We start from the raw sequence: 22,206 nt of genomic DNA, 5'->3' as shown, positions 1-22,206 counted from the left end.
ATGCAATGACATTATTAGCAAAAATCAATGATACAGCTGCTTTTTTGAAAGGCAAAGGAATGGAAGCGCCTGAGTTTGGCTTGATCCTTGGATCAGGTCTTGGAGAACTGGCTGAAGAAATCGAAAATCCAGTCGTAGTTGACTACTCTGAAATTCCAAACTGGGGTCGTTCAACAGTAGTCGGACACGCTGGTAAATTGGTCTACGGTGATCTTGCTGGACGTAAGGTTTTGGCCCTTCAAGGACGTTTCCATTTCTACGAAGGAAACCCACTAGAAGTAGTGACTTTCCCAGTTCGTGTCATGAAAGTTTTGGGCTGTGAAGGGGTTCTTGTTACCAACGCTGCCGGTGGTATCGGCTTTGGTCCTGGTACTTTGATGGCCATCACAGACCACATTAATATGACTGGTCAAAACCCATTGATCGGTGAAAACTTGGATGACTTTGGTCCACGTTTCCCAGATATGTCAAAAGCCTACACTCCAGAATATCGTGAGACTGCTCATAAAGTAGCAGACAAATTGGGTATCAAATTGGATGATGGGGTTTATATCGGTGTGACTGGGCCAACATACGAAACTCCAGCTGAAATCCGTGCTTACAAGACGCTTGGTGCAGATGCTGTCGGTATGTCAACCGTTCCTGAAGTCATCGTTGCAGCGCATTCTGGCTTGAAGGTTCTTGGTATTTCATGTATTACCAACTTTGCGGCTGGTTTCCAAGAAGAGCTCAACCACGAAGAAGTAGTAGAAGTGACAGAGCGCGTCAAAGGCGACTTCAAAGGATTGCTAAAAGCGATTCTTGCTGAACTCTAATCCAATGAAAGTACGACTCCAAAGTCTGCCCTACGGGCTGAGGTTGCTTCTAGCCACCTTATCATTAGGGATTGGGACAGGTCTGGTCGGAATTGCCTGTCATTATCTACTAGAAGGGGTGCAAGGGCTGGCCTTTGGTCAAGATAAGTCGGATTTGCTCCAGCAATTTCAAGCAGCAGGAGGTCTCCGTAGATTTCTGGTTTTGTGTGTGACTGGGTGCTTGGCAGCTGGCTTCTGGTATGTCCTGCAAAGGCGTTATCAGATCCTGTCTATTCGCAAGCAAATTGACTTAGCTGGAGACAGGGAACCAGCGCCCTTAGCCCACCTCCTTCATTCAGGGATGCAGGTGGCAATTGTTGGAGCAGGCGCATCGGTCGGAAAAGAAGGAGCCCCACGTGAGGTCGGGGCTCTTCTAGCTGGTCGCTTGGCGAAGGGATTCTCACTAGCTCTCAAAGAGCGAAAAGTCTTGATCGCCTGTGGGGCTGGAGCCGGTTTGGCTGCGGTCTATCAGGTCCCCTTTGCCAGTAGCTTGTTTGTCTTTGAGACCTTAGGGCTCGCCTTCAGTTGGCAGTACTTTCTACTGATTTTGACCAGTACTTATCTGGCCACCTGGGTCGCTCAGTCCATCGTTGGTCAGGAGGCCATTTATCAACTGTCCGCTGTCTCATGGTCGGCTAGCAGTTTTTTACAGGCTATTGTGATTGCTTTCTTGGTCACTCCCTTGGCTCTGGTCTTTGCTTTCCTCGCCAAGCGGGCTAGTCACAAACGGCGGAAGGATAGGACGATTCTTTGGGCTCTTCCTCTAGCCTTTCTAGTGCTGGGGAGCCTAGTAGCCTTTTTTCCTATCTTTATGGGAAATGGCCAGGTACTAGCACAAGCCCTCTTGTCTAGCCAGTCGATTCCTTATCTTCCACTGACTCTAGCAGTGAAGGGACTTCTGGTTTACCTTCTCTTGCGCAATGGTGCTTATGGGGGTACCTTGACACCATCATTTGCCTTAGGGATTGGATCTGGCTATCTAGTGACCTTGCTTTTGACAGTCCTTGGGATTCATCTGGATCCAGCTATAGGGATGTTACTTGGAGCTACAGTCTTTTTAGGGACGACCCTAGAAGCTCCTCTGACAGCCATTGCGCTGAGCCTTGGATTTACAGGGCAGTCTTTGAGTTTGACAATCCCGCTGGTACTTGCGGCTGGTCTGTCTTACGTGATTCGAAAGAGATGGGAGAAGAAACGATGAAGGTACATTTTGTACTGCATGAAACCTTTGAAGTGCCGGGCGCTTATCTAAAATGGGCGCAGGAGCGTGGCCATCAGGTAACCACGACCAAAGTCTATGAGAATGAAGTCTTACCAGAGACAGTGGATGAGATCGACTTTTTGATCATCATGGGAGGACCTCAATCGCCAGATGAAGATCGGGAAACTTTTCCATACTACGATCCTCAGGCAGAGATTGAGCTGATTCAAAAAGCCATCAAGGCTGATCGTTATATTGTTGGGGTCTGTCTTGGTGCCCAGCTCCTGTCTGTCGCCTATGGAGCGAAGTATGAGCACAGTCCAGAACGTGAGATTGGGGTTTATCCTGTGACCTTGACGCCTGAAGGACTCACAGATCCGCATGTCGGTGAGTTTGGAGCAACTCTTGAAACTGGTCACTGGCATGGTGATATGCCAGGATTGACAGAAGATGCTGTCGTTCTTGCAACCAGTCAAGGGTGTCCACGTCAGATGATTCGCTTTAGTCCGAAACATTATGCCTTCCAAGCCCACTTGGAATTTGATCCAGAAGCAGTCGATCTCTTGATTGCTGCTGACGGTGAAGAAGTTTTGGAAGAACAAAGTCAAAAATTGACCTTTGTTCAAAAACCTGAAGCCATTCGTGCTTACGATTATCGAGAAATGAATGCCAAACTCTTTGCGTTTTTGGATTCATTAACAAAATAAATAAAAAAGAAAGGTAGAGCATGTGTTCTAATTTGAACACGAGCGGAAAGCTCTCCTAATTATTCAATAAAAAAAGAAAGGATGGGTTAACCGTATTCGCTGAACTGAATACGGGCGGAGAACTGTGTAAAAAAGATAAACTGTCTAGCATCTGCGATGCGTCGTCAGTTTCCTATTTTTACTTTGCCTCTTTAACGCCTATTCTAAAAAAATAAAAAAGAAAGGTAGAGCATGTGTTCTAATTTGAACACGAGCGGAAAGCTCGGAAAATAGATAATCTGACTGAGAAATCAGGATTTCTCGTCAGATTCCTAATTTTCAGTCGCTTTCTGGTCGCTCTTTGTATCATAAACTATGTCTATCCATATTGCTGCTAAGCAGGGTGAAATTGCTGATAAAATTCTTCTTCCTGGGGATCCTCTTCGTGCGAAATTTATTGCTGAGAATTTCCTTGAAGACGCTGTCTGCTTCAACGAAGTCCGTAACATGTTTGGTTACACCGGTACCTACAAGGGTCACCGTGTATCTGTCATGGGTACTGGAATGGGGATGCCATCCATCTCCATCTATGCGCGTGAGTTGATCGTGGACTACGGCGTGAAGAAATTGATCCGTGTGGGTACAGCTGGTTCTTTGAATGGCGATGTCCACGTCCGTGAATTGGTCTTGGCACAAGCTGCTGCAACCAACTCAAACATCATCCGTAACGACTGGCCTCAATACGATTTCCCACAAATCGCTAGCTTTGATCTTTTAGACAAGGCTTACCATATTGCCAAAGATCTTGGTATGACCACTCACGTTGGTAATGTTTTGTCATCAGATGTTTTCTACTCAAACTACGGTGAAAAGAACATCGAGCTTGGTAAATGGGGTGTGAAAGCTGTAGAAATGGAAGCAGCAGCTCTTTACTATCTTGCTGCTCAACACCATGTTGATGCGCTTGCTATCATGACTATTTCAGACAGTTTGGTCAATCCAGATGAGGATACAAGTGCTGAAGAACGTCAAAATACTTTCACAGACATGATGAAAGTTGGTCTTGAGACCTTGATTGCAGACTAATGGCAAAATTCTTTCATGATGAATGGCTCTACGATCTCCAAAATTATCACTACAGCCGGGCTCTGCGCTCTATCAAGCAGCAGGAAGAAGTACCGGATTTGTTGGTGAGCTTACTACAGTTAATGGCGGAGCGTCGAGAGCTTAATATCCAACCTGTCATGAATCAAAAGTTGAGAACCGAGTTGCTAGAAGCGACTGGTTTTCAGCTTTTTTGGCATGAAGATCCAGAAGATGAACAGTTGGCCAACTACCTTTATGACTTAGAGGCGAAGTTGCGAAATGAGCAGATTATTGACTTTGTTCGTGCCGTTAGCCCAGCTATCTATCGGATCTTTATGCGATTGATTCAGTTGAAAATTCCTGATATTACCAACTATATCCATAACTCTAAAGAATCCAGTTATGACCGTTGGAAGTTTGAGAGCCTGCATGCGTCCGACAACCATATCCTGCAGCAATTCCACAGCGAAAGTGTGGTCAATTCGTCCAGTTTGACGGAGTTGATTGTGCAGTTGGATTTTCCAGATAGCGTCAAAGTTGAAGCCCAACAATTGCGGGAGTTAGAAAAATCAGTTCGCAACCCCCTGGCCCACTTGATCAAGCCCTTTGATGAGGAAGAGCTCCATCGGACGACGGGTTTCTCTTCTCAGGATTTTATGAAGAATTTGATTGACCTTGCAAGCTATACAGGCATCCATTATGATCAAGTTAACTTTTATTTTGATCAGGCCAATGCTGTCATGGAAGAACTACTAAAGGAGAAGTAGATGGATAAGATTGCTCAACTACAGGAGATGATTGATCAGAGTCAACGGATTGTGTTTTTCGGAGGGGCAGGAGTTTCCACGGAGTCAAATATTCCAGATTTTCGAAGCTCAGACGGTGTCTATAGTGTTCAGGTAGGGCGGCATTTGACAGCCGAGCAATTGGTCTCCCATACCATGTTTGAGCGCTATCCAGAGGACTTTTTCGATTTTTACAAGAAGTACTTGCTCTACCCAGATGCCAAGCCCAATGCAGCCTATCGGTATCTGGCTCGGCTTGAGGAGACCGGTAAGCTCAAGGCAGTGGTGACACAAAATATTGATAGTCTACATGAAATGGCTGGTTCTAAAAAAGTTTTGAAGCTCCATGGCAGTGCCGACCGCAATTACTGTACGGGTTGCCAGCGATTTTATGATTTGGAGGCCTTTCTAGCTTTAGAAGGCCCGGTTCCACACTGTTTGGACTGTGGCAAGGTGGTCAAACCTGATGTGACTCTTTATGAGGAACCTCTGGATATGGACGTCTTTAGCCAAGCTGCTCAAGCCATTCAAGAGGCTGATCTGCTGATTATCGGTGGAACCTCTCTTGTGGTCTACCCAGCAGCCAGTTTGATTCAGTATTTCCGAGGGAAGAAGCTGGTTGTCATCAATAAAACCAGTATCCCACAAGACAAGCAAGCAGACCTAGTTATTGAAGGAAAAATTGGGGAAGTATTTTCACAATTAAGACAATAAAAAATATCTGAGTGAACATGGATCACTCAGATATTTTTTTACTTATCAAACTTCACTTCCTCAAGCAAGTACTCGATGAATTTTTCTCCCATTTTTGAGAGGGCTGTTTTTTCATGTTTGATGTAGACCAGCTCGATTGGGTCTTCGATATCAAGGGGAATGGAGACAATGTTATTTCCGTTGAGATTGCTGTTGAGAATCCCGGTCGCAATGGTGTAGCCATCCAGACCAATCAAGAGATTAAAGAGGGTCGCCCGGTCACTGACGACGATGGATTTCTTATGATGCTCTTGAGAGAGGATCTCTTCTGAGAAGTAGAAGGAATTGTGGGTCCCTTGGTCATAGCTAAGGTATGGGAAATCTTCCAGATCAGACAAGTGGACGATCTCTTTCTTGGCAAGAGGATTGGTCTTGCTGACAAAGATATGAGGTTGCGCTGTAAAGAGGTGGGTGGCAATCAGGTGATTATCATCCAGCATCTTAGAGAGGACATCCCGGTTGTAGCTATTCAAAAAGAGAACTCCAACTTCGCTTCGGAAATTCTTGACGTCATCGATGATCTCCCAAGTCCGCGTCTCCCGTAGGAAGAGCTCGTATTTTTCCATGTCGCTTTTCTTCAATAGTGAAACGAAGGCCTCAACCACGAAGGCGTAGTGCTGTGAAGAGACGCTGAAAAGCTCACGAGAACCCACAGGATTTTTATAACGCTCGGACAAGAGGTCAATCTGCTCCACCACCTGGCGGGCATAAGAGAGGAACTCCATCCCATCGCGGGTCAAAGTGATCCCTTTAGGATTCCGAATAAAGATTTCAATCCCCATCTCATTTTCCAAGTCCTTGACGGCATTGGAAAGGCTAGGTTGCGTGATGAAGAGTTGTTTAGCGGCCTCATTCATAGAGCCGGTTTCGACGATTTTGATAATGTATTGTAATTGTTGTATTCTCATGCTTTTATTTTAACATAAAAAAGCGCGTTTTTCCCGTAAAATGTGGTCTTTCAAGGACTGTATCAGAGTATAATGCAGGCTGAGGGAGGTAATAGGAAGTAGGCTAGATCAAATATTTAAAAAATAGAAAATTGGGAACAAAATCTCCATCTGGGGACTGATTTTGATGGGAAAATACAGTTTTGCCTTGCTTAAGATAAGATCTGATTGATAGAATGGTAAAAAATTGATTGAGGAGATCTTATGAAAAAACTAGTTTCCTGGTATAAGAAAAAGGATAAGGAATTGGAAACCCATTTCACAGCAGGTCTGTTGCAGATCAATTTTGTGACCAATGCACTGATTCTATTGGTCTTTTACATCTATTTGGTCATTAGTCAGTCGATCTATGCTCTATCGGATCCATTCATCCAATTTAGTGTTTGGGAGATCATTTCATTTACGATGAAGCTCTTGCCCTACGGTCTAACCGTAGCCCTCTTTGTTCCCAATATTTTTGTCATTATCTATGGGATTGGGCGGTGGTCCAGCATCCAGTTCAAAGAAGCAGAGGAAGAAGCTCCCAAAGATCCGGATCTGTTTGAAGAGAGAGGGCCAAAGGAAGGAGAAGAGGCAAGAGAAGATGACGCATTCACAATTGAATCACCGAGTCCTAAGCCTATCAAAAAGAAAAAACAACAGCCTACAATTGTTCTTTGGTTTGGACTCTTTGGCTGCTTTCTAGAAGCGATTTTTATTTTCATTGTCAAGGATATGACCTTTTACGAATGGAATGAGCCCTTGATCAATTCTCAGAAGCATGCCCTGATCTGGTCTGGCGCCTATCCGACCTTCTTCACACTGGCAGCTCTTACTTTACTAGCCTTGATTATCTATTCCTACCGGGATGCGAATTCACTTTCGCCGTTAGCAAATGTCTTCTGCATCAGTGGTATTCTAGGAGGAGTGGTTCTTCTTTTAGTTTTTGATAATCAACTGCAGGTAGCAAGTTTTCACACCTTTTTCTTACTGATCTATTCCATCCATCTCTTATGGGTTCGCATCAAGGATTGGCAGGAAGATCGAACAGAGATAAGCTATGAGAATCGTCTACTTCAATGGCTCCATCAGCTCTTAAACAAGTCGCGCAACTGGCCATGGCTTGCAGTTCTTGTTGCCCTTCCAACCCTTGCTCTCGTTGTCCTCGTTCTCATGCTCTTTGGGCAGCAACCGGATTCTATGATCAAGGCCTGGACCAATACAGCTGACTGGGCCTTCTCACAGAAGATCCCTCCTCAGAATCTCATCATTGATGAGCATTATCTCTGTACGGTTGCGGCTGGTGGGCATGAAAAAGTTGTCAAGCCCCAGCGGATGGGTGTCCGCCACGGCCATCCAGTTGTTGTCAATCGCCAGCTTTGTATTGCCAATGCCTTTGAGCAGGTGTTAGAAGAAAAGACGCCACGATTCCATCGCTTCTTGCGTCGCAATTACGACCGCTATGGCTATCCCTTTGCCAAACATATCAAGAAGAAATGGGCTATGGATGTCATTTACTATCTAATGAAGCCCCTGGAATGGATCTTCTTGTTGGTTCTCTACTTGGTCGATCGCAAGCCAGAAAACCGAATCGCTATGCAATACATCAAGCCGATTCCAGAAAATTTTGATCCCAAGAAAGCTTCCTAAGTCACCGATTTCTACTTGACAAGCGAGAAGGAGCGCGATATAATGAGACAAATTTAACCTTTAAGAGGTCCAGAGAGGCCTGCAAGGAAAGACAGAAAAAAGATCAGCGGACGGAGTCTAGCTGATCATTTGTGGGACCTTGCTTTTGCGAGGTCTTTTTTGCTGGAAGAAAGAAGAGGAAACCAATGGTCAGTGACAGTTGTAAAAAACGCTTTGGAAAAATCATGATGGAGGAGATGGAGCTAGTCGCTCAAGAAGAGATCGCTCCCCGCATCTATTCTATGATCTTAAAGGGGGAAATGGTGGCGCAGATGCTGCCAGGTCAATTCCTTCATATCCGCGTCCCTGATGGGGCCAAGCTCCTTCGCCGTCCGATTTCAATTTCTGAGATTGATCTTGAGACACAGACGTGTCGCTTGATCTACCGCATCGAAGGTGGGGGGACAGCTATCTTTTCCCAATTGCCAATTGGTAGCAAACTCAGTGTCATGGGGCCGCAGGGAAATGGCTTTGATCTCACCAATCTCGGCCAAGGTCAGAAAGCCTTGATTATTGGAGGTGGGATCGGTGTTCCTCCTTTGGTCCAAGTGGCCAAACAACTCCATGAGCAAGGGGTGGAAGTTGAAGTGGTTGTCGGCTTTGCGACCAAAGAAGCCGTTATTTTGGAAGAAGAGCTTTCTAAGGTTGCTCATGTCACTGTAACGACAGATGATGGGACTTATGGCACTAAGGGCTATGTCTCTACGGTCATTGATCAGATGGACCAGGAGTTTGACGCTATCTATTCTTGTGGAGCCCCTGGTATGCTCAAATATGTCAATACCAAATTCCATGACCATCCTCGCGCCTATATTTCCATGGAATCGCGTATGGCCTGTGGGATGGGTGCTTGCTATGCCTGTGTGGTGCATTTAGAAAATGAAAGCCAAGCAGCCAATAAGCGCGTGTGTGAAGACGGACCGGTCTTTGAAACCGGTACGATTGTGATGTAGGGAGGAAAGTATGACAAGTAATCGATTAGCTGTATCCTTACCAGGATTAGACTTGAAAAACCCAATCATTCCGGCTTCTGGCTGTTTTGGCTTTGGTCAAGAATATGCCAAATACTATGACTTAGACTTGCTTGGATCCATCATGATCAAGGCAACAACTGCTGAGGCTCGTTTTGGTAATCCAACGCCACGTGTCGCCGAGACGCCTGCAGGCATGCTCAATGCTATTGGGCTCCAAAATCCAGGCGTAGATGTGGTCTTAGCAGAAAAACTTCCTTGGTTGGCCCAACATTATCCAGAGCTTCCAATTATTGCCAATGTAGCTGGCTTCTCCAACGAAGAGTATGCGACGGTATCAGGCAAGATCTCGCAAGCGCCAAATGTCAAGGCCATTGAGCTCAATATCTCTTGTCCAAACGTAGACCATGGCAACAATGGTCTCTTAATCGGGCAGGTTCCTGAGTTGGCCTATGCGGCTGTGAAAGCAGCGGTAGAAGCGTCCTCAGTCCCTGTCTATGTCAAGTTAACGCCTAGTGTGGCAGACATCACGCAGGTCGCAAAAGCAGCAGAGGATGCAGGGGCGACTGGCTTGACCATGATCAATACCTTGGTTGGGATGCGCTTTGACCTCAAGACTGGTAAGCCTATCATTGCTAATGGAACCGGAGGCATGTCGGGTCCAGCCGTTTTCCCAGTTGCTTTAAAACTTATCCGTCAGGTTGCCCAATCCACTAAACTTCCGGTTATCGGAATGGGAGGCGTCGATTCAGCAGAAGCAGCCATTGAAATGATGATTGCTGGTGCCTCTGCAATTGGAGTTGGAACCGCTAATTTCACTGATCCTTATGCATGTCCAACCATCATAGAAGATCTGCCACAGGTCATGGATCGCTATGGTATTGACACCCTTGAGAACTTCCGAAAACATGTACGGGAAAATCTACTGTAAATCCTTGACTTTTCCCAAATATCGTACTACAATAAATAAAAACCTTTAAAGCAGTCCAGAGAGGCTCCTAAGGTCTAGACGGTGAATCATGGTAGTTGTTCCTACCTAATTTTCGTGTAACCTTGCCTCGGGCAAGGTTTTTTTGTAGATAAAATGATCAATCAAAAAAAGGAGTAATCCATGCGTGAAGAACGTCCTATTATCGCCCTTGACTTCCCAGCTTTCGAGGATGTCAAAAACTTTTTAGAGCATTTTCCAGAAGACGAAAAATTATTTGTAAAAATCGGAATGGAATTTTTCTATGCAGTTGGTCCTGAAATTGTACATTACCTCAAAGGGCTTGGACACAGCATTTTCCTTGATTTAAAATTGCATGATATCCCAAATACAGTCAAATCAGCCATGTCCGTACTGGGGACCTTCGGAGTAGATATGGTGACGGTCCACGCAGCCGGTGGTGTAGAGATGATGCGCGAAGCCAAGGCAGCTCTTGGTGAAGGAGCTAAATTGGTAGCCGTGACCCAGTTGACTTCTACTAGTGAAGAAGACATGCGTGATTGCCAAAACATCCAAACAACGGTCCAAGAGTCTGTAGTTAATTATGCTCGCAAGGCCCAAGAAGCAGGCTTGGATGGCGTTGTCTGTTCAGCCCATGAAGTAGCCTTGATCAAGGATGCCACTTCATCAGACTTTGTCTGTGTAACACCAGGGATTCGTCCTGCTGGAGCTGAAATCGGCGACCAAAAACGGGTCATGACGCCACAAGAAGCTCATAAAATTGGATCTGACTATATTGTCGTTGGACGCCCAATCATCCAAGCAGAAAACCCATGGGACGCTTACCATGAAATTAAGAGACAGTGGAATAGTTAAGAACGTCTTGAAGCACAGCTTCTTAGACGTTCTACGGAAAGTTCGATGGGATCTTTCCTAAACTATTCACTAACCTGAAATGTTGTTGTTTAAATCAAAAAATGATTTAATTCGTATATGATTAAAATCGTAAAAAGGAGTCATCATGTCATTAGCTAAAGATATTGCTAGCCATCTTTTGAAAATCGAAGCGGTTTATTTGAAACCAGAAGAACCTTTTACTTGGGCATCTGGGATCAAATCCCCAATTTATACAGATAACCGTGTAACACTCGCTTATCCAGAAACTCGCACCTTGATCGAAAATGGATTTGTAGATAAAATTAAGGAAGCTTTCCCTGAAGTAGAAGTGATTGCAGGGACAGCAACTGCTGGGATTCCTCACGGAGCTATTATTGCGGACAAGATGAATTTGCCATTTGCCTACATCCGTAGCAAACCAAAAGACCACGGTGCTGGTAATCAAATTGAAGGCCGTGTACCACAAGGTCAAAAGATGGTCGTAGTGGAAGATTTGATTTCTACTGGTGGATCTGTCTTGGATGCTGTCGCAGCTGCCAAGCGTGAAGGGGCGGACGTTCTTGGTGTCGTAGCTATCTTCACCTACCAATTGGAGAAAGCCGATAAGAAATTTGCGGAAGCTGGCGTTCAACTTGAAACCTTGTCTAACTATACAGAATTGATTCATTTGGCAGAAGAACAAGGTTACATCACTTCTGAAGGTTTAGAGTTGTTGCACCGTTTCAAGGAAAACCAAGAAACTTGGCAAGATAAATAATAGGACGGAAGCGTTTCTAACGCTTCTTTTTTATACTATTTTCACTAGTTGGTGGTTAACTTGAATCTCAAAGTAAAATCCGGTATGATAGTAGTAATTGTTTTTATGGATGAAGGAAAAACTATTTTTAAGGGAGAATAAGATGACAAAAGAACATTATTTGCAAATGAAGAAGCAGGCTCGGGTCTGGTTTACCGTCAATATCATCATTAGTTTGATTGCTATTGCGGGAGGAATTTTAGTGGTCATTAGTAAATCACGTCATATCCCATTTCTATTGATGGCCTTGGGGGCACTGACCTTGATGAACCAATTCTTGGTTACCCCTGCTTTCAACGCCAAAAAAGAAGCTGAGGAAGAACATCCAGACTGGAAAGTCTTGTCTACTAAAGATACTAAAATAACTACAGAGAATCTGCAGAAAGGTTTTTTGGTATCAGCTACGGCTCTTCTGATTGTCATTATTGGCTTCTTCATGTTCTATCGTCCTCTTCCGACAACAGACGCAGGAACTGAAGTGATCAATACCTATCGAGAGATCCAGTCTGTGCCAGAAAATTCGACAGAAAAAGAATCTAGCACAGTCTCTAATTTAACCCCGAAAGATGTTCAAACTTTACAAGAATTGAAGGAAGAGATCGAATCTAATGCCCCATCAGATTCAAATTCACTAGATCTCAATAAAGCAAAAGATCTTGCAGAAAAAGCACAGCAACAGAATTGGTTGAAAAGAGGAGAGTAAAAATTTTTTCAAGGGATTTGAAACCAACAAGTTTATGTGAAAGGGTAAAAAATCAATGACAGTAACAACATTCTGGCTTAGGTTGGGCATTCTGACACTTGTTTTCTTGATCATGCTGCTTATCTTTTACACCTTGTATCGTCGTGAAATAAAAGTGAAAACAGAATCAACCGCAAAAGTTCTGGGAGAAGTAGTTGCTTTTGATTACAAAAATCAACTGCTTATTTCTCTGCCTGTGGTGGAGTATCAAGTCGAGGGTGAAAGATACCAAAAGACCTTTTCCTACGCTTATTTTAGGGAGACTTCTTCCAAATCTAGGCAGGCCAATGTTTTCGATAGAACCTATGTTCTTGGAGCCGGCAAAAATCTGGATTTGCGGATGATATTCCCAATTGGGTCTCCTATGACAGTTTTTTATAATCCAGTCGACCCACAGATCGGTTTTGTCGAACGATATGCCGGCTTAGTCGGTTTCTATAAAATCGGAATGATTCTAACGGTTGGAATTTATCTTGGGTTAGTATGTATTCTAGCTTTGTTAGGTTGAATTGTTCCGACCTATCTGAAATAAAAAGCACATTCATATATGTTTGGTTGAATGAGAGGATTTTCAATGATCAAAAGAGGTCAATGTTTTAATATCAGTTTGAATGGGAAAAGGCCACTCTGGGGGTACTTTTTGTTGGTGACAGATCAAGGGGAAGAATTCATCGTCAAACGCAATAGTAAAATCCCTTTCGACAAGTACCGAAAAGTGTACCAGACCAACCATTCGTTTAAAGATCAAATTTTTTCAAAGAAAGCACCAGCAAATATTTATTCTTTGATTGGTGTTCCACTAGGCCTATTATTAGCAAGGACATTTAGAAAGATCCTTCCCATGGACCTTTTCTTTGGGAAAGCAAATCTTGATTTGAATGTTAGAGAAGGGGCGATAAATGTCTTTTTGTTTCTATTTGCAGTTATGATCACTTTATGGCTGGTCGCTATTGCTAGATATGTGCAGTTGAAACGGTTTGTTAAGAAAAATGAAGCAGAACTAGTATTTGTTGGTCAGATAAAGCCTACAGAGTATCTTCAAAAAACAGCAAATGGAACCGAGGTGTGGTGAATGCGAAAAATGAGAAAACGTCAATTGTTTGCCCTTGTTTGTTTAAGCTCTATTGTTCTGTTTTTAGCATATTTTGTTCAAATGGGCTTGTTTTTGGGATTGATTTTATATTTGTTGGTTGTTCTTTTTTATAGAGGCCTTGAATTCACAGAGCCTCGGGAAATAGAGTTTGATTTTAAGAAAGACCCTAAATAATTAAGATTATTCCCCAACCTGAATGATTTCGTACCACCCCAAAACAGCAGAAATGCTGTTTTTTTGATATAATGGACCTATGTTATCGAAAAGTAAACGTATTCTATTTGGGATGCTTCATGTTGTCATGTTGCTAGTGATGGTCCACTGGTTTTTGATCAGTGTGACCTATCTGAGAGAGATTTCATGGCTAGCCATTTTAGGTGCTGGATTGCTATTTCTGCTAGCCTGGTTGAAACGCGATGGGCTAAAGAGTGCCTTTGCTTGGTTGACCCGACACAAAAAAGGCTTCTTGCTTGGAGCGGTTGTCTTTCAGTTGATCGTCATGGTCTGTGCGGAGCTCTTTATCCGTCGGGATGCTGCGGTTGTTTTCAAAGGGGCTTTTGATCTTCTTAAGCAATCCTCTATCACCAACTACCTTAGTCGCAATCCCAATAACATTCCGCTCTTTCTTTACGAGAAGTTTTTCTATGTCTTATTTGGCTCTAGCGGTCTGTGGGTCATGCAGGCTCTCAATATCCTCTATGTCAATCTGGGTGCAGTTCTCTTATATAAGCTATGTAAGAAGCATTTCAATCAAAAAACGGCTGATCTAGTCTATCTCTTCTATGTGAGCTTGATCTGTTACTCGCCGTATTTCTATTCCATGTATACGGACATTCCGCCACTTCCTTTGATCGCTCTTCAGTTATGGTGGGCCTTGGATCTCTTGAAGAAAGATCAAGCAGTCTCCTGGAAGAAGATTGTTGGTTTGGGAATCTTATCTGGCGTGAACATGTTGATCCGTCCAACGACGATTATTGTCATGATTGCCTTTTGGGCTGTGCTCTTCTTCAGAGGAAATTGGAAGGCCTTTGGCAAGATTGCTACGGTGACCGTGATGATGACGGGCTTTGTCTTTGCAGGATTGAATACAGCGGTCAATCATCAAAGAGTTGTACCGATCTTGAAACAAGAAGGGTTGGCTAAAGGACCGCTCTTGTTTATCAATCTGGGCTTGACAGATATGGGGCACAACCAAGAAGATATGAAAGAAGGCTTGCTAGCCTATATCGATGAGGATAAGCGCTCGGATTACAACAATGGCCTCTTTAAAAAAGAAAATGTGATCAAAGAAATCAAACGCCGTCTCAAGGAGTACGGACCGTTCGGTTTGATCGGGCATATCTACTACAAGCAATCTTTGACAGTAGCAGAAGGGACCCTGGGCTGGCTGTACCGAGATGTAGAGTATGAGAAGACGCCTTTTATCAATCCTCTCTATGCACCTCTGACTAAAAATAATGGTTTGGCAAAATGGGTGCGGACCTATTTCCTCAGCATTGATCGACCGCAGTACAAGTATTATGAATTTGTCAAGCAGCTGATCTGGATCGTCCTATCGGCTGGTTTGGTTGGAGCTTATCTCAAACGTCGAGATACAGATGACTTTAACTTCCTTTCCTTAGCAGTCTTTGGTGGTTTGCTCTTCTTAACCATCTTTGAAGGTGGGAAGACCCGCTACCTCATCCAATTCTTACCGCAAATTTTACTAGTCGCTTCGATCGGTCTAGCAGGATTTACCAAGAAAGAAAATACATAAAAGCTCTGGCTTGTTTGACAGGCAGTAATAAAGGTTGGACAAAAATGTCCAGCCTCTTTTTTATCCAGTAGATCTGCACCAAATGTGGTATAATGGAAGGTAAGAATTTATTGGATAGCGGAGAGTTTCCATGCAGCATTCACCCTGGCATGAAGCCATCAAATCCCATCTTCCAGAAGGGTATTTTCACCAGATCAATGACTTTATGAATGAAGTCTATAGCAAAGGAGTGGTTTATCCACCGCGTGACAAGGTCTTTAAGGCATTGCAGACGACAGAGATGGATCAGGTCAAGGTCTTGATCTTAGGCCAAGATCCCTACCATGGACCGGATCAAGCGCAGGGCTTAAGTTTTTCTGTTCCGGATCATGTACCAGAGCCGCCTTCTTTGCAAAATATTCTCAAAGAATTGCGCTCAGATATCGGAGAGAAGCGTTCCCATGATCTGACCTCTTGGGCAGAGCAAGGAGTGCTCTTGCTCAATGCCTGTTTGACAGTGCCAGCTGGTCAGGCCAATGGTCATGCTGGTCAAATTTGGGAGCCTTTCACAGATGCTGTGATCAAGGTGGTCAATGAGTTGGAGGAGCCAGTTGTCTTTATCCTCTGGGGATCTTATGCCCGTAAGAAAAAGCCTCTGATTACCAACGATCGACATTTAGTCCTTGAATCAGCTCACCCAAGTCCTTTATCGGCCTACCGAGGATTCTTTGGTTCCCAACCCTTTTCAAAAACCAATCAATTTTTGAAAGAGGCGGGACGTGAGCCGATTGATTGGTTAAGATAGGAGAAAGAAATGCCACAATTAGCAACGATTTGTTACATTGACAATGGGAAAGAATTTCTCATGTTGCATCGCAATAAAAAGCCCAATGATGTCCATGAAGGCAAATGGATCGGGGTTGGTGGAAAATTAGAACGCGGGGAAACCCCACAGGAGTGTGCTGCGCGTGAGATTTTTGAGGAGACCGGCCTTAGAGCTAAGCCAGTCTTGAAAGGGATTATTACCTTTCCGGAGTTTACTCCAGATTTGGACTGGTACACCTATGTCTTCAAGGTAACAGATTTTGAGGGAGAACTGATCGAGTGTAACGAAGGGACCTTGGAGTGGGTACCTTATGATCAAGTTCTCTCAAAACCAACCTGGGAAGGGGACCACACCTTTGTCGAGTGGTTGTTGGAGGATAAACCCTTCTTTTCAGCAATGTTTCGCTATGACGGCGACCGCTTGTTAGAGTCGCATGTTGATTTTTATGAATAAAGGAGAATGCAATGGTTGTCATTAAAAATGGTCGTGTCATGGATCCTAAGACCGGTTTGGATCAAGTCTGTGACCTTCGCATCGAAGGAAAGAAAATTGTAGAGATCGCTGAAAACCTCCCAACGGATGGAGAAGAGGTGCTTGATGCTACTGGTTTGGTTGTAGCTCCTGGTTTGATCGATGTGCACGTGCATTTCCGTGAACCCGGTCAAACCCATAAAGAAGACATTCATACGGGTGCCTTAGCCGCAGCTGCTGGTGGTTTTACTCGAGTAGTCATGATGGCCAATACTAATCCGACCATTTCAGATATTGCGACCTTAGAGGAAGTCTTAGCTTCTGCAGCCAAGGAAAATCTTCACATTCATACGGTTGCGACAGTGACCAAGAACTTTGACGGTCAACACCTGACAGATTTTGAAGGATTGCTTAAGGCTGGTGCAGTAGGATTTTCAGATGATGGGATTCCCCTTCAAAGCACTAAGGTTGTCCGTGAAGCATTGGAAGAAGCTAAGCGTCTAGGAACCTTTATTAGTCTGCATGAAGAAGACCCTGAGTTGAATGGCATTCTTGGTTTGAATGAGAACATTGCCAAGGAACACTTCCATGTCTGTGGGGCGACGGGTGTAGCCGAATATTCTATGGCTGCGCGGGATGCCATGATTGCCCATGCGACAGGCGCTCACCTCCATATCCAACACCTCTCCAAGGAAGAAAGTGTCAAGGTGGTGGAATTTGCCCAAGGATTAGGAGCTCATGTGACGGCAGAAGTGGCACCTCAACACTTTTCGAAAACAGAAAGTCTGCTCTTGACTAAAGGAAGCAATGCTAAGATGAATCCACCTCTTCGCTTAGAATCTGACCGTCTAGCAGTGATTGAAGGCTTGAAGTCAGGCGTCATCTCCGTGATTGCGACTGACCACGCGCCTCACCATGCAGATGAGAAGAATGTTCCTGATATTACCAAAGCACCATCTGGAATGACTGGGCTTGAAACTTCGCTCTCTCTTGGTTTGACCTACTTGGTGCATGCTGGCCATTTAAGCCTGATGCAATTGCTTGAAAAGATGTCCTATAATCCAGCACGTCTCTATGATTTTGATGCTGGCTATATTGCAGTGGATGGACCGGCAGATTTAACTATCTTTGATCCAGAAGCAGATCGTCTGGTATCGGATCATTTCGCTTCAAAAGCGGGCAATTCACCATTTGTGGGCGAAACATTAAAAGGGAAAGTTGCTTATACAATCTGTGATGGACAAGTGATTTTTCAAGGATAAGCGATCGTATTTATATGAATTTTAAAAAAATGATGCAAGGCTTGGTTTTCTTTTTAACCAGCCTTCTTGTCTTTGTCTTTCTATTTCGTGCTTTGCTACCAACTGCATCTCCTCGCATGACCAAGCCCAAAACAGCTGCGAAAGAAATCACCTATACTTATGTAGCTCTAGGGGATTCACTGACCGAAGGAGTAGGGGATAGCACCAAGCAAGGGGGCTTTGTCCCCATCCTTGCCCAAAGCCTATCCAATGAAAATGACGGCCAGTACCAGCCTGTCAACTATGGAGTAGCTGGAAATACAAGCGCTCAGATCTTAGATCGTCTCAAGAAGCAAACAGATCTTCAGAAGGATCTCAAAAAGGCGCGTGTCATGACCTTAACGGTTGGGGGAAATGATCTGCGCAAAGTTGTTGTCGATCATCTGAGTGATTTTTCTCTGTCAGATATCCAAAAGCCGCTCAAGAATTATACAGCGAACCTCAAAGAAATTATTACAAAGGCCAGAAAGGACAATCCCCATCTTCCCATTTATGTAGTGGGGATCTACAATCCTCTTTACCTGAATTTTCCTGAATTAACTAGTATCCAGACGGCTGTAGATCGTTGGAATGAGACGACGGAAGAAACCATCGCGCAATATGATCAAGTCTATTTCGTCCCGATCAATGATCTGCTCTATAAAGGAATTGATGGCAAAATGGGCGTATCAGAAATCAGTGACGGGAAGACAACCGTTATCAATGATGCCCTGTATGAAGAGGATAGTTTCCACCCTAACAATACGGGCTATGAAAAGATGAAACAAGCAATATTGGAGAAAATCAATGCCACGAAGAAAACTTGGAGTCAAAAATAATCCCATCAAAGAGAAGGTCCCCTTCCTTCAAAAAATCAATATTTGGAAATGGTTATTTTTAGGTTTGGTCAGCCTTCTCTTAGCCTTCGCTATAGTTGTGCAAGGACGCTTAGCGATGCCAAGAGAAGATGTTAGTCAGCTTCATCAAACAGCTGGCACCAAAGATGTCAAAGTTGGAACTATGACAACGACTCGTGATCAACTCAATGATACCATCAAATCGCTTCTGAAAAAATATAAGCTGTCCGACTACAAGGTCTATGCAGACAATCAGCAAATCCTATTAGAAGGGCAGTTGAGTCTCTTGGGGAAGGATTATCCCTTATACATTTACTTTCAACCATCCAAATTGGAAAATGGGAATATTCTCTTGACGGTGAAGGATTTTTCAGTTGGAACCTTTCAAATTCCACAAAGGATGGTCTTGCAGCTCTTGAGTAAAAATAAAAATATCCCAAAATTTGTTCAGATCTCACCCAAGCAGTCTACCATCACCATTGTATTGCCAGAAATTGACAATGACTTTGGAATCTATGTCAAGGCCAATACCATCGATCTCTATAATGACAAGATCGTTTTTGATTTGTATCAGAAGAAGTAGGGCGAAAGAGGCTATTCAAATTGAATTCACAATCATCTTAAAAAATTTCCTTAGGTTCAATAATTCCGAGTGCTAGAAACAATAGTGTTTCTAGCACTTTTCTCATGACGGGAAGTTTCTAAGATGACTTTATCCTCAATCTAACTAGAACTGAAAGCTCTATTTTGTTTCTATTCAAAAAATTCAGAATATTGTAGAAAATTCTTGACATTGATTCTTCCCTATGCTAAAATACTAGACAAGACATTGAACAAAGGAGAAAGTCAAACATGAAAACAGCTAAGTTTATTCAATTTGCTTTGTTGTTGAGGTATAAGGGCTAGTGCAGAAGCATTAGTCCTGTTTGGCTTACCAAGCGGGCAAAAACATCTCGCTTGGTTAACCGAGTGAGATGTTTTTCTTTATATCCACTACATAGAAATGAGGAGACCCTATGCGTAAAGTTGAATTTTTAGATACCAGCCTTCGGGATGGCGAACAGACTCCAGGAGTTAATTTTTCTATCAAAGAAAAGATTGCCGTTGCTAAACAATTGGAAAAGTGGGGCATTTCTGCTATTGAAGCAGGTTTTCCTGCAGCTAGTCCTGATTCCTTCACAGCTGTGCAGGAGATTGCCAAGGTCTTGACCAAGACAGCCGTGACAGGTTTGGCCCGTTCTGTCAAATCAGATATTGATGCTTGTTATGAAGCCTTGAAGGATGCTAAGTATCCACAAATTCACGTCTTTATCGCAACCAGTCCGATTCACCGGGAGTTTAAACTCAACAAGACAAAGGAAGAAATCCTTGAAACGATCAAAGAACACGTTTCTTACGCTCGCTCAAAATTTGAAATTGTTGAATTCTCTCCCGAAGATGCAACTCGGACAGAATTGGATTTCCTCTTGCAAGTCGTACAGACTGCAGTTGATGCTGGTGCTAGCTACATCAACATTCCTGATACAGTCGGTTTCACGACACCAGCGGAGTACGGTGCCATTTTCAAATACTTGATTGACCATGTCAAGACAGATCGCGAGATTATCTATTCACCTCATTGCCATGATGACCTAGGTATGGCGGTGGCGAATAGCCTCGCTGCTGTTAAAAATGGTGCCCGTCGTGTCGAAGGAACCATTAATGGCATCGGGGAGCGGGCCGGAAATGCGGCACTTGAAGAAGTAGCAGTTGCTCTCAATATTCGCGAAGACTATTTCCAAGTGGAGAGTCCGATTGTCCTTAATGAAACCATCAACACTTCTGAGTTGGTCTCTCGTTACTCTGGTATTCCAATTCCTAAAAACAAGGCGGTTGTTGGTGGCAATGCCTTCTCACACGAGTCTGGGATTCACCAAGATGGGGTCCTTAAAAATCCTCTTACCTATGAAATCATCACACCTGAGTTGGTGGGTGTTAAGAGCAATAGTCTCCCTCTTGGAAAATTGTCTGGTCGCCATGCCTTTGTCGAAAAACTGCATGAGTTGGGACTGGATTTCACAGAAGAGGACATCAAGCCATTGTTTGCTAAGTTCAAATCTCTGGCAGACAAGAAACACGAAATCACAGATGCCGATATCCGCGCCCTTGTTGCCGGTACAGCAGTGGAAAATCCAGAAGGATTCCAATTTAACGATCTTCGCTTAACCACCAATGCAGACGAAACGATTACAGCAGCGGTTAGCCTCCGCAATGAAGAAGGGGAAGTACTTGAATTCCTTGCCAATGGTCAAGGGTCTGTTGAAGCGATCTTTAATGCAATTGATAAATTCTTCAACCAAACTGTTCGCTTGACATCATACAATATCGATGCAGTGACTGATGGGATCGATGCCCAAGCCCGTGTCTTGGTATCCGTGGAAAATGTTGATACAGATACGATTTTCAATGCCTCTGGTTTGGACTTCGACGTATTGAAAGCCTCTGCCATCGCTTATATCAATGCTAACACGCTGGTTCAAAAAGAGAATGCGGGTGAGATGGGACGAGCTGTCTCCTACCGTGATCTTCCACAAGCCTAAGAGGAAATAAACATGACAAAGAAAATTGTAACACTTGCAGGAGATGGGATTGGCCCTGAGATCATGGCAGCTGGACTAGAGGTCCTCGCAGCCGTTGCTACCAAAATTGGCTTTGATTATAGTCTAGAAGACAAACCTTTTGGGGGTGCTGGGATTGATGCAGCTGGCCACCCACTTCCCCAAGATACTCTAAAAGCAGCTAAAGGAGCGGATGCTATTCTTCTCGCAGCCATCGGAAGTCCTGAGTATGATAATGCTCCTGTTCGTCCAGAACAAGGCCTGCTCGCTATTCGCAAGGAATTAAATCTCTTTGCCAATATTCGTCCTGTACGGATTTTTGACGCCTTGAAACACTTGTCTCCTTTGAAACCAGAGCGTATCGAGGGTGTCGACTTCGTGGTCGTGCGTGAATTGACAGGTGGGATTTATTTTGGAGAGCATATCTTGAAAGAAGATACAGCGCGCGATATCAATGATTACAGTACAGAAGAAATCCGTCGGATTATGCGCCAAGCCTTCAAGATTGCACAAGGACGTGGCAAGAAAGTGACCAGTATCGATAAGCAAAATGTTCTGGCAACGTCTAAATTGTGGCGCCAAGTGGCAGAAGAAGTTGACAAAGAATTTCCAGATGTGACTTTAGAGCACCAGCTTGTCGATAGTGCGGCCATGATCATGATTACCAATCCAGCCCGCTTTGATGTTGTAGTGACAGAGAATCTATTCGGAGATATCTTATCTGATGAATCGAGCGTCCTTCCAGGAACACTAGGCGTGATGCCATCTGCTAGTCATTCTGACCAAGGACCAAGTATGTACGAACCAATTCATGGTTCAGCACCTGATATTGCTGGTCAAGGCATTGCCAATCCGATTTCCATGATCCTGTCCGTTGCTATGATGCTCCGAGACAGTTTTGGAGAAACAGCAGGTGCAGAAATGATCGAAGAAGCTGTCAATCAAACCTTGAATCAAGGAATCTTGACACGGGATCTAGGTGGTCAGGCTTCTACTGCAGAGATGACTGCAGCCATTATTGAGAATCTCTAAG

24 protein-coding genes are annotated in these 22,206 nt (G+C 44.0%); 23 read left to right on the top strand and 1 reads right to left on the bottom strand.

Annotation, left to right across the window (positions count from 1 at the left end):
* Positions 1-5 precede the first annotated feature (5 nt).
* The 6 genes from NFR56_RS06810 to NFR56_RS06785 all read left to right on the top strand — a co-directional run bounded on the left by NFR56_RS06810 (position 6) and on the right by NFR56_RS06785 (position 5,326).
* A complete protein-coding gene (locus NFR56_RS06810) occupies positions 6-815 on the top strand; it encodes a purine-nucleoside phosphorylase (RefSeq protein WP_251458229.1) in 810 nt (269 codons plus the stop codon).
* Between the two features lie 4 nt (positions 816-819).
* The gene (locus NFR56_RS06805; RefSeq protein ID WP_251458226.1) at positions 820-2,055 is read left to right on the top strand and encodes a chloride channel protein; all 1,236 of its coding nucleotides are present in this window, start codon (positions 820-822) and stop codon (positions 2,053-2,055) included.
* The gene (locus NFR56_RS06800) at positions 2,052-2,762 is read left to right on the top strand and encodes a type 1 glutamine amidotransferase (RefSeq protein ID WP_151191505.1); all 711 of its coding nucleotides are present in this window, start codon (positions 2,052-2,054) and stop codon (positions 2,760-2,762) included. Before NFR56_RS06805 ends, NFR56_RS06800 begins: the two co-directional genes overlap by 4 nt.
* A gap of 354 nt (positions 2,763-3,116) precedes the next feature.
* On the top strand, positions 3,117-3,827 hold the full coding sequence (deoD, locus tag NFR56_RS06795; protein WP_251458223.1) for a purine-nucleoside phosphorylase: 711 nt from the start codon (positions 3,117-3,119) through the stop codon (positions 3,825-3,827).
* Complete coding sequence (locus NFR56_RS06790) at positions 3,827-4,594, top strand: Gbs1250 family HEPN protein (protein WP_251458220.1); 768 nt, start codon at positions 3,827-3,829, stop codon at positions 4,592-4,594. The genes deoD and NFR56_RS06790 overlap by 1 nt, the downstream gene beginning before the upstream one ends.
* Positions 4,595-5,326, top strand: coding sequence for an NAD-dependent protein deacylase (locus tag NFR56_RS06785; RefSeq protein WP_251458217.1), 732 nt, complete (start codon positions 4,595-4,597; stop codon positions 5,324-5,326).
* 38 nt (positions 5,327-5,364) lie between these two features.
* Here the strand turns inward: NFR56_RS06785 and NFR56_RS06780 are convergent, their stop codons facing one another.
* Positions 5,365-6,273, bottom strand: coding sequence for a LysR family transcriptional regulator (locus NFR56_RS06780; protein WP_003003594.1), 909 nt, complete (start codon positions 6,271-6,273; stop codon positions 5,365-5,367).
* A 243-nt stretch (positions 6,274-6,516) separates the two neighbouring features.
* Here NFR56_RS06780 and NFR56_RS06775 point away from each other — a divergent pair, with 243 nt between their 5' ends.
* From NFR56_RS06775 to leuB, 17 genes are all read left to right on the top strand, one after another.
* A complete protein-coding gene (locus NFR56_RS06775) occupies positions 6,517-7,941 on the top strand; it encodes a DUF6688 domain-containing protein (RefSeq protein ID WP_251458215.1) in 1,425 nt (474 codons plus the stop codon).
* Between the two features lie 185 nt (positions 7,942-8,126).
* The gene (locus NFR56_RS06770; protein ID WP_251458213.1) at positions 8,127-8,933 is read left to right on the top strand and encodes a dihydroorotate dehydrogenase electron transfer subunit; all 807 of its coding nucleotides are present in this window, start codon (positions 8,127-8,129) and stop codon (positions 8,931-8,933) included.
* Between the two features lie 10 nt (positions 8,934-8,943).
* On the top strand, positions 8,944-9,882 hold the full coding sequence (locus tag NFR56_RS06765) for a dihydroorotate dehydrogenase (protein ID WP_134974488.1): 939 nt from the start codon (positions 8,944-8,946) through the stop codon (positions 9,880-9,882).
* 180 nt (positions 9,883-10,062) lie between these two features.
* Entirely contained in the window at positions 10,063-10,755 is a 693-nt protein-coding gene (gene pyrF, locus NFR56_RS06760) for an orotidine-5'-phosphate decarboxylase (protein ID WP_013903499.1), read from the top strand.
* Positions 10,756-10,900: 145 nt separating this feature from the next.
* Positions 10,901-11,533, top strand: coding sequence for an orotate phosphoribosyltransferase (gene pyrE / locus NFR56_RS06755; RefSeq protein WP_023917983.1), 633 nt, complete (start codon positions 10,901-10,903; stop codon positions 11,531-11,533).
* Between the two features lie 142 nt (positions 11,534-11,675).
* The gene (locus NFR56_RS06750; RefSeq protein ID WP_134974487.1) at positions 11,676-12,275 is read left to right on the top strand and encodes a hypothetical protein; all 600 of its coding nucleotides are present in this window, start codon (positions 11,676-11,678) and stop codon (positions 12,273-12,275) included.
* A 55-nt stretch (positions 12,276-12,330) separates the two neighbouring features.
* Positions 12,331-12,822 carry a DUF3592 domain-containing protein gene (locus tag NFR56_RS06745; RefSeq protein ID WP_134974486.1) on the top strand — a complete coding sequence of 164 codons (492 nt, stop codon included), beginning with the start codon at positions 12,331-12,333 and terminating at the stop codon, positions 12,820-12,822.
* Between the two features lie 66 nt (positions 12,823-12,888).
* Positions 12,889-13,386, top strand: coding sequence for a hypothetical protein (locus NFR56_RS06740; RefSeq protein WP_223324760.1), 498 nt, complete (start codon positions 12,889-12,891; stop codon positions 13,384-13,386).
* The gene (locus tag NFR56_RS06735) at positions 13,387-13,581 is read left to right on the top strand and encodes a hypothetical protein (protein ID WP_134974484.1); all 195 of its coding nucleotides are present in this window, start codon (positions 13,387-13,389) and stop codon (positions 13,579-13,581) included.
* Positions 13,582-13,660: 79 nt separating this feature from the next.
* The gene (locus NFR56_RS06730) at positions 13,661-15,163 is read left to right on the top strand and encodes a glycosyltransferase-like membrane protein (protein ID WP_251458211.1); all 1,503 of its coding nucleotides are present in this window, start codon (positions 13,661-13,663) and stop codon (positions 15,161-15,163) included.
* Between the two features lie 130 nt (positions 15,164-15,293).
* The gene (locus NFR56_RS06725) at positions 15,294-15,947 is read left to right on the top strand and encodes a uracil-DNA glycosylase (RefSeq protein WP_134974483.1); all 654 of its coding nucleotides are present in this window, start codon (positions 15,294-15,296) and stop codon (positions 15,945-15,947) included.
* A gap of 9 nt (positions 15,948-15,956) precedes the next feature.
* Positions 15,957-16,421, top strand: a complete 465-nt coding sequence (locus tag NFR56_RS06720; protein ID WP_003003493.1) for an NUDIX hydrolase — start codon at positions 15,957-15,959, stop codon at positions 16,419-16,421.
* A gap of 11 nt (positions 16,422-16,432) precedes the next feature.
* On the top strand, positions 16,433-17,701 hold the full coding sequence (locus NFR56_RS06715) for a dihydroorotase (protein ID WP_134974482.1): 1,269 nt from the start codon (positions 16,433-16,435) through the stop codon (positions 17,699-17,701).
* A 14-nt stretch (positions 17,702-17,715) separates the two neighbouring features.
* On the top strand, positions 17,716-18,558 hold the full coding sequence (locus NFR56_RS06710) for an SGNH/GDSL hydrolase family protein (RefSeq protein ID WP_129824799.1): 843 nt from the start codon (positions 17,716-17,718) through the stop codon (positions 18,556-18,558).
* Entirely contained in the window at positions 18,527-19,159 is a 633-nt protein-coding gene (locus NFR56_RS06705) for a YpmS family protein (RefSeq protein ID WP_134974481.1), read from the top strand. Before NFR56_RS06710 ends, NFR56_RS06705 begins: the two co-directional genes overlap by 32 nt.
* Before the next feature lie 433 nt (positions 19,160-19,592).
* On the top strand, positions 19,593-21,155 hold the full coding sequence (locus NFR56_RS06700; protein WP_251458209.1) for a 2-isopropylmalate synthase: 1,563 nt from the start codon (positions 19,593-19,595) through the stop codon (positions 21,153-21,155).
* Positions 21,156-21,167: 12 nt separating this feature from the next.
* Positions 21,168-22,205: a 3-isopropylmalate dehydrogenase gene (gene leuB, locus NFR56_RS06695; RefSeq protein WP_251458207.1), complete on the top strand. Its 1,038-nt coding sequence runs from the start codon at positions 21,168-21,170 to the stop codon at positions 22,203-22,205.
* The last annotated feature ends 1 nt before the right edge of the window (position 22,206 follow it).

Origin of the sequence: Streptococcus caecimuris (assembly GCF_943193075.1) — a bacterium.
Lineage (GTDB): Bacteria > Bacillota > Bacilli > Lactobacillales > Streptococcaceae > Streptococcus > Streptococcus caecimuris.
This window is presented reverse-complemented; position numbering and strand designations above follow the sequence as displayed.